Raw genomic sequence first — 551 nt, 5'->3', positions numbered from 1 at the left:
GCCGGCCGCAGCGCCGGTGGCGCTATCCTCCACCACGAGGCAATTCTCTGGCCTCGCACCGCAGGCTCCGGCAGCGGCGAGGTAGAGGTCAGGCGCGGGCTTGGGCAGCTCCACATCCTCGAAGCTGAAGATTCGGCCCTGGAAATAACGCGCGAAGCCCAGGACGCGCATCTTCACCGCCAGCTCGCCGCGTGAGGAATTGGAGCAGAGCGCCATGGGCAATCCGGCCGCCTCGACGGCCTYCAGGGCATCTTCCGCGCCGGGAATGGGGCGCAGCCCAGTGGACAAGCCGATCTCGATGCGCCGGCCAAGCTCCCTGGACCAGCCTTTCGGCAGCTTGCCGATGCGAGCCTCGATCTTCGGCTCCATGTCGGGCAAAGCCATGCCGAGGAATTCGTGCTGCGCCTCGTGGGCATTCATGCGCCAGCCCAGCGCCGTGAGTTCCTCGGCGACGACGCCATTGGCCACACCCTCGCTGTCGGCCAGGACGCCGTCGCAATCGAACAGGACCGCGCGGATCATGCAGCCTTCGCGAGCAGGATCTGCGCCTT

1 protein-coding gene is annotated in these 551 nt (G+C 67.3%); it reads right to left on the bottom strand.

Annotated features, from left to right (window positions below; genetic code table 11):
* Positions 1-522: HAD family hydrolase (locus tag AC1DWF_RS37665; protein ID WP_476843515.1), on the bottom strand; the 522-nt coding region annotated here is incomplete at its 3' end.
* Positions 523-551: the final 29 nt, after the last annotated feature.

The sequence above is a fragment of the Aminobacter sp. P4_D5 genome, from assembly GCF_056401815.1.
This window is presented reverse-complemented; position numbering and strand designations above follow the sequence as displayed.